Source organism: Pseudomonadota bacterium (genome assembly GCA_018817425.1).
Classification (GTDB): Bacteria; Desulfobacterota; Desulfobacteria; order Desulfobacterales; family RPRI01; genus RPRI01.
Genome location: JAHITX010000124.1, coordinates 1 through 6595, shown reverse-complemented (window position 1 = coordinate 6595; position 6595 = coordinate 1). Strand labels below are relative to the sequence as shown.

The following is a 6595-nucleotide window of genomic DNA, read 5'->3' as shown; positions in this document are numbered from 1 at the left end:
CGGCGGCATCAAAGTCTTGACAAGAAAACACCGGATATGGTTTATTGGGCGACATTTCCCAAGAGAGAGACAGCAGCTTGAATAAGCAGCTTACCCACTTAAAAAACAATTTTTGCTGTTCATACAATCCCGACCACCGCTGTATGTTCCAACACCGGTGGAATTCTTCCCGAGATAGAGAGCACTTGATACCGTATTTGTGCCGCCGGTCTGAGTGAATGTGCCGGTACCGTTATAGCCAATGTATTCGTAATTAGCCGACAGTGAGCCGGTGCCGCTAAGATCGTATGTGCCAACACTGGTGGAATTCATCCCGAGATAGAGATCATTTGTTATCGTATTTGTACCTCTGCTTTGAATAACTGCACCTTTACCGCTTAGGCCAATATATTCGTAACTTGCGGCTAAAGGATCGTCAAAATATTTAAACTGAAGGGTCATTGTGCCGTTGCCTGTTGCGTCAATTTCCAAAGAACCCAGAACTGGCAAAGGACCTACCGTGTTACGATAATTTACAATCCTGTTGGTTTCATCCGACTGGGTCAGGTAAACATTATCTCCATTTTGCGGTTGCCCGTCTGGATTCCAGTTAGAGTCGTGATACCAAAAGCTTGAAACTCTGACCCAGTATTTATCTTCTGCATAGCCTGCCCCCGGAACAAGAAACATAAATACCGATACCACCAAGATCCATCTTAAAATATTTTTCCATAAAATATTTTGAGTTATATTTTTGAGCACCTTCATTCTCTTATCCTCCTTTATAATAATCATTTTATATTAATCGCTATTTTTTAAATATGTTATCTTCTCATAAAGAGTGAAAATCTGTTTTTTAGGTAAATACTTACGTTACATAATACAAAGGTACCCACAGATAGCATACAGATTGGTAAAAAATGGATAGTTTTTTGTTATAACTTAATTTCCCCACCCGGTTATTTTATTTCCGGTGCTTTCAATATAATCTTCTCATTGACTTTTCCATTAAGCGCCGGAATGGAAAACAACGGCACGATAGCCTTTGCCATATAAGCAAACTTCACTCTCGTTATAACGATAATCGGCCGCAGGGTGTTTGGGGGTCGGATCGGTTTTATTAAGTGAGCCTTACCATTATAAAATAGTCCAATTCTCCCCAGCCAATTCTTCCGGACTGAGGAAGGACCTATGCCTTATTTTCTTCCCCGCCGGAACGGTCGAACCTTTTAGGATCGCACGGGCATAGCCCGTAGTTTATTTAAAAGCAATTAGTTTAATTACTAAATTTGAAATTGTATTAAACAGCATATCATCATTGCATTTTCTACAACGCGAACTTACTGTTTTCAGGATTTTCCCGTTCTCCACCTCAGTAATCTGGATATAGATAACAGATGTTTCTCCCATTTGGCCCAAATTACTGCTTACCAGATATTTAGCTCCGATCAGATTGCCAAATTTTATAGCCGTATCCCCCGAAACCACACCACTTTGCTGTAGTTTATGCTCTTGAAATACTTTTTCTATATTTCTTCTATCCAGGCATTCAAACTTTCCGGTTTTTACAAGAGCATCCTGCAATTCATTTGTGAGAACATTTGTTTTTTCATTTTGGTCGTCAGATTGCAGATCAGCCATACTGAGTACTGCAACATTGTTTAATTTGCCTTTCCCTATCTTTCCGTAAGCAACAATCTGCAATTCAGCATTTTTATCACCTTCACTTAAAAAAATAAAAGAGTTTAAAAGATCATCAATCTCAGTCATGAATAGTTCATCGCCAGACCATTGAGGGAGGTAACCAACGCCGAAAATGTACCCTTTCTTATTATTTACAAACTTGTACATATCTAATACCATTTTATAACTTCCATAATCCCTGAGTTGTGATGTAAAGAAAGCCTGCTTTCCAGCAATATACGTATATTTTGCCGCATCAGGACGATGCCTGCCAGCACCTGCAAATTTTTCCAAATTCTCCTGGTGATTCCTGCTAATATTAACAGAAGAAAGGAATCCGGCGTATCCTTTCCGTTTTAATACAGCAATTTGAATACCATTGCCGATTGTCTCTCTTTTTGATTCAATAGTCCAATTTGTGTTAGGCAAGGTCACTTGAAAATTGTATGTGTTATTTGTATAAATGTTGCCGGAAAGTTGATATTCTTGTTCATTGGGAAATTCCACTGTGTTAGGGTTGTTTTGTATAAGTTTTTCCTTGGCAGTATTTTTTTGCGTGACATTCATACAACTTATGATATTGGCACACAGTGCTATAACAATAATAAAAATAATCGTATAGCCAATTGATTTTTCAAAATAAGAAAATCTATATTTTTGCATATCCACTGACTCCTTTAAAATAATAGTATCATCTTAAAAAGTTAGTTTTGCCGCTAATTTTGAAACAGTGCTTAATAATTTATTATCATTGCATTTTCTACAACGCGAACTTACTGTTTTCAGGATTTTCCCGCTCTTCACCTCAGTAATCTGGATATAGATAACAGAGCTTTCTCCCATTTGGCCTAAATTACTGCTTATCAGATATTCGGCACCGATTAGATTTCCATATGTTATAGCTACATCTCCTGAGACCATATTGCTTTGCTGTAGTTTATGCTCTTGAAATACTTTTTCTATGTTTCTTCTATCCAGGCATTCAACCTTTCCGGTTTTTACAAGAGCATTCTGTAATTCATTTGTAAGAGCAATTGTTATTTGATTTGGTTTGCCGGATTGCAGAGTAATCATGTCGAGTACGGCAACATTATTTAATTTGCCTTTTCCTATCTCTCCACCGGCCGTTATCTGCAACTCTCCATTTTTATATTCTTTGTTCAAAAAGGTAAAAGAGTCCAGAAGATCGTCAATCTCCGTCATAAACGTTTCATCGATAGACCATTGAGTAAGGTAAGCAATGCTGATCATATAACCTATTCCATCATTTACAAATTGGTATATTATTGTTTTAACTTTATAATTATCTGAATCCACAATCTTGGATGTCCACAAAGCAGGCTTGCCTGCAATATATGTATATTTAGCCATGTCGGGATTATACTCACCGACCATGCCACCAGCAAACCTATCCAAATCTTTTACGTTAAAAGTAGCTACATATATGCCGGCCCAAAAATCATCATAACCTTTCCGCCCTAATTCAGCAACCAGAGTACTATTTCCGTTTCCGTCGTCCTCGTTAGTTGGTTCAATAGTCCATTTTGTGTTAGGCAAGGTCAATTGAAAATTATGTGTTTTATCTGTAAAGAGATCCCCTAAAAGATGGCAATTAGGATCTTTAATGGGTTCATTCATATAAGATTTTTCAATTACATCTTTTTGTACAGTACTTATACAACCTATCATATTAGTAACCAATACAATCATAAAAACAATTATATAACTAATTGATAGTTTGAAATATGTTAATCTTAAAGTGCTCATATGCCGTGTCTCCTTTTTAATTGTCATTAACTTAAGCCAACGAATAATATCATTGCCATAAATCCTAAGAGAATTAAGAACTGCCGCAGGATTTGTCGTATTATAATAATAGACAGTCCTGTTTGTTGAATCGGTCGGGCCCATGCCATTCATTGCCGTGTTTAACAAGTACGTTCTTTACCTCATTTCCCTCCGACGATTGCTGTCTGCCTATATAATATACTTCTTTTAGAATAGGATAGGCATTGCCTGTATTTAGGCGGGGCATAACACATACATAGTGATTACATTACTTAATTATGATGTCAGGCGCTTGCCCACCAATTGGTAAGTTACCTAATACCTTGCTGCCCCTTACAGTTTTACCGTCATACACTTGTAAAGAATAATCGGCCGCTTTTCCTTTTATTCCATAAAATGCATAATAGCCTTCTTCGTTTGTATAAGTCTTTGCAACTTCAGATTTTGCTGAAACTTGAATAAGTTGCACCTCAATACCAATTGCTTGAGATCCCGTATTCCATATGACGTTACCCCAGAGAAATGGCTTTGGCTCACTCAAAGCACTCGCTGGAAAGACACATGCAATGAAAAGAAACAAAAATATAAATACTGCTGACTTTGTTTTCATACATCACCCTTCAGATTTAGATGATTTTTTTAATTTTATTGGGCTTAGAATATTTAACTCACCATTCTTAAGCTCAACTATTTCTCTATCATTTAGATCAACATTCTCCGTAGAATAATCCGGATGGGAAAATAACAGCCTCGGAAGCTTTCCCTTTGGATCTTCCCAAACATCGAATGCGAGATTCTCTCTTACTAATTGGGCCGGGGACAAAGGAGGAAAACGTGTGTATATTGAAACGTCCCTTGGATCTTTACCATCCATTTTTTCCACTATGCCGGTTACTTTGTATATCTTAGCTGTAGTGATAAATCCCTTATAGACCGTTACAGTAGTGGACAAAATTCCTGCAATCAAAGTAACCCACAATATTTTCTGAGTCGTGCTGGTTATTTCGGTTATGCCGGTCACCCCTCCTATCCAGAGGATGCAACAAATAAGAGACAGCCCGACACTAAATGTGACTATGGAATAACTTATCATATGTAAACTTGGTTCAGTAAAAAGGCAGGAAGCTTTCAGGATAAAGGTCAAAACACATATAAAAAGCACTATGATAATAAATAGATATAAAATAGTACTTGCCCAAGTGGGTGGAGACTGTACTTGATTATTCATATATCACTCCTGTTATGCATTGTCTTGCCTTACAAACTATAAAATTAAGCTTCGTAAGCAGTGTTGAAAAAACCGAACCCGATGTCAGTAATTATATGTTTTTCTAACCCTTATAAGCCCGATGATCCCGGAACCCAACAACCATATCGCACCCGGAAGCGGAACCGGATTAGCAATGAAACCATGTGATATACCATCTTTGTCCATGTAAGAGCCCACAATCTGACCCAAATCGTTAATGTCGTTTACCATTGTCTGGCTGGCCCCCGGATAAACAATGTCAATAAAATTCTCACCGTCATACAGGAAGCTATTCCATCCGTTAGTATCTTGGTATTTACCGGCAATACTATTGTAATTATTTATTCCACTAAGATAAGTGCCACCTGAGGCCCCCGGATAAATGATGGTTGTATAGATTGACCCATCCAAGAAATAGCCACGAGCAAGCCCACCGATAGTATCAAAACCAACAACATTACCGGCCTCGTTGATACCATTGGCAGAATTCCATGGAGAGCCAGGATTATCTATTATATTGAAATTTACCCCATCGTATAAAAAAGCATGAGTGACGATTCCCGGCCAGCCATATTGCCCGACTATAATACCGGAATTATTGATATCCACTGCTGAAAGTACTTCGGGAGACTCGGGATGGTCTATTGTATCCCATGTTGCTCCATCATACAAATACATGTGTTTTACTTCGGCGGAATCCGTATATACCCCCGCCATAGTTCCCATGTCATTGATCGCACCAGCACCCGTTCGTGTTGAACCAGGGTAATCGATTGGAGTAAATGCGTTGCCGTCATAAGCATAAGCATGCCTGATAACACTTTCATCATAATAATTACCTACAATGTTTCCTGAATTGTTAATACCTCCAATACCGGCCCACCATAAATTTGGATATGCTTGTCCGGGATAATCAATTGTTGTGAAAGAATAAGCGGCTGCAAATAAGTTGATAGGCAGTATCATCCCTATTAACACAAATACCAATACCCATTTATTTCTTTTTTTATTGGTCATTTCCTCTTCTCCTCTTTTTAATAACAAGAATTCCGTTGTCCTTATAAGCACTAGGCCGATAAAACCTGATACAAAAAGCCAAACCGCAGGCGGAACAGGCACAGCCGACTCGGTTATAGAAATTAAGAATCCGTCACCGGTCAGGTTATAGGTCAATCCGTTTATGGCTGAAATCCGTAAAATAATGTTATTTTGTATTGCCGGTCCAACACTTAGTGAAATTACTTCTGCAACCTCCCACTTCACCGACACTATAACTACCATCACTTCCAGCGATATAATCACATCGGATAAACTCATCAATGCAATTTTTGAATTTTATTCCGGCTTCAACTTTATTGCTCAGAAATGAATCATTTAAGAATGCAGTTTTAGCAACCATATCTTTTATTTCATAAGTAGAATCAAGTCGGTATTGAGTTAGTGCAATTAAGGTAGCTTCTTGATGCATATATGCTATAGCCACAGCAGGGTATTTTTCTAAAACATCACGCCATTGATCTTGAAAATCCTTTTTTAGTTTTTTTATCGCTTGAGGTTTATCGTTGTATGATGTCTTATGTGAGCTTTCCTCTCCCCAAACAGCAAAATTAAATATAAAACTACATAATATTAAACTTACGGATGCCCAAAGTAGATGATATTTCATTAATAAACTCCTTCATAACAAGAATTCCTTTTTCTCATAAGCACCAGGCCGATAAAACCTGATATAAATAGCCAAACTGCCGGTGGAACCGGCACAGGAGCATTTTCTACCGGAATAAGAAATCCGCCGCCGGTCAGGTTATATGTCAATCCGTTTAAGTACTCGTTTCCCGATGCTGAGGCCAGGTAGTAAATATTTAACCCGTCCTGCCCGGATATATTGCTTACAAT

8 protein-coding genes are annotated in these 6595 nt (G+C 38.0%); all 8 read right to left on the bottom strand.

All coding sequences use genetic code 11. The features are described 5' to 3' along the window. Positions 1-90 precede the first annotated feature (90 nt). On the bottom strand, positions 91-747 hold the full coding sequence (locus KKC46_20830) for a hypothetical protein (protein ID MBU1056246.1): 657 nt from the start codon (positions 745-747) through the stop codon (positions 91-93). Positions 748-1236: 489 nt separating this feature from the next. Beyond that, positions 1237-2325: a penicillin-binding protein activator LpoB gene (locus KKC46_20825; GenBank protein ID MBU1056245.1), complete on the bottom strand. Its 1089-nt coding sequence runs from the start codon at positions 2323-2325 to the stop codon at positions 1237-1239. Between the two features lie 33 nt (positions 2326-2358). After that, the gene (locus tag KKC46_20820; protein MBU1056244.1) at positions 2359-3429 is read right to left on the bottom strand and encodes a penicillin-binding protein activator LpoB; all 1071 of its coding nucleotides are present in this window, start codon (positions 3427-3429) and stop codon (positions 2359-2361) included. A 289-nt stretch (positions 3430-3718) separates the two neighbouring features. Continuing rightward, positions 3719-4060 (bottom strand): hypothetical protein, encoded by a 342-nt coding sequence (locus KKC46_20815; GenBank protein MBU1056243.1) that lies wholly within the window; start codon positions 4058-4060, stop codon positions 3719-3721. Between the two features lie 3 nt (positions 4061-4063). After that, positions 4064-4678, bottom strand: a complete 615-nt coding sequence (locus tag KKC46_20810; GenBank protein ID MBU1056242.1) for a hypothetical protein — start codon at positions 4676-4678, stop codon at positions 4064-4066. A gap of 84 nt (positions 4679-4762) precedes the next feature. Beyond that, complete coding sequence (locus KKC46_20805; GenBank protein MBU1056241.1) at positions 4763-5968, bottom strand: PEP-CTERM sorting domain-containing protein; 1206 nt, start codon at positions 5966-5968, stop codon at positions 4763-4765. Beyond that, complete coding sequence (locus KKC46_20800; GenBank protein MBU1056240.1) at positions 5904-6365, bottom strand: hypothetical protein; 462 nt, start codon at positions 6363-6365, stop codon at positions 5904-5906. The genes KKC46_20805 and KKC46_20800 overlap by 65 nt, the downstream gene beginning before the upstream one ends. Beyond that, the coding region (locus KKC46_20795; GenBank protein ID MBU1056239.1) for a VPLPA-CTERM sorting domain-containing protein at positions 6365-6595 on the bottom strand (231 nt) is incomplete at its 5' end. The genes KKC46_20800 and KKC46_20795, both read right to left, overlap by 1 nt.

Coding starts and splice junctions, on each gene's coding strand:
- KKC46_20815 (MBU1056243.1), bottom strand. CDS start 4,060: ATGAAAACAAAGTCAGCAGTATTTATATTTTTGTTTCTTTTCATTGCA.
- KKC46_20820 (MBU1056244.1), bottom strand. CDS start 3,429: ATGAGCACTTTAAGATTAACATATTTCAAACTATCAATTAGTTATATA.
- KKC46_20800 (MBU1056240.1), bottom strand. CDS start 6,365: ATGAAATATCATCTACTTTGGGCATCCGTAAGTTTAATATTATGTAGT.
- KKC46_20810 (MBU1056242.1), bottom strand. CDS start 4,678: ATGAATAATCAAGTACAGTCTCCACCCACTTGGGCAAGTACTATTTTA.
- KKC46_20830 (MBU1056246.1), bottom strand. CDS start 747: ATGAAGGTGCTCAAAAATATAACTCAAAATATTTTATGGAAAAATATT.
- KKC46_20825 (MBU1056245.1), bottom strand. CDS start 2,325: ATGCAAAAATATAGATTTTCTTATTTTGAAAAATCAATTGGCTATACG.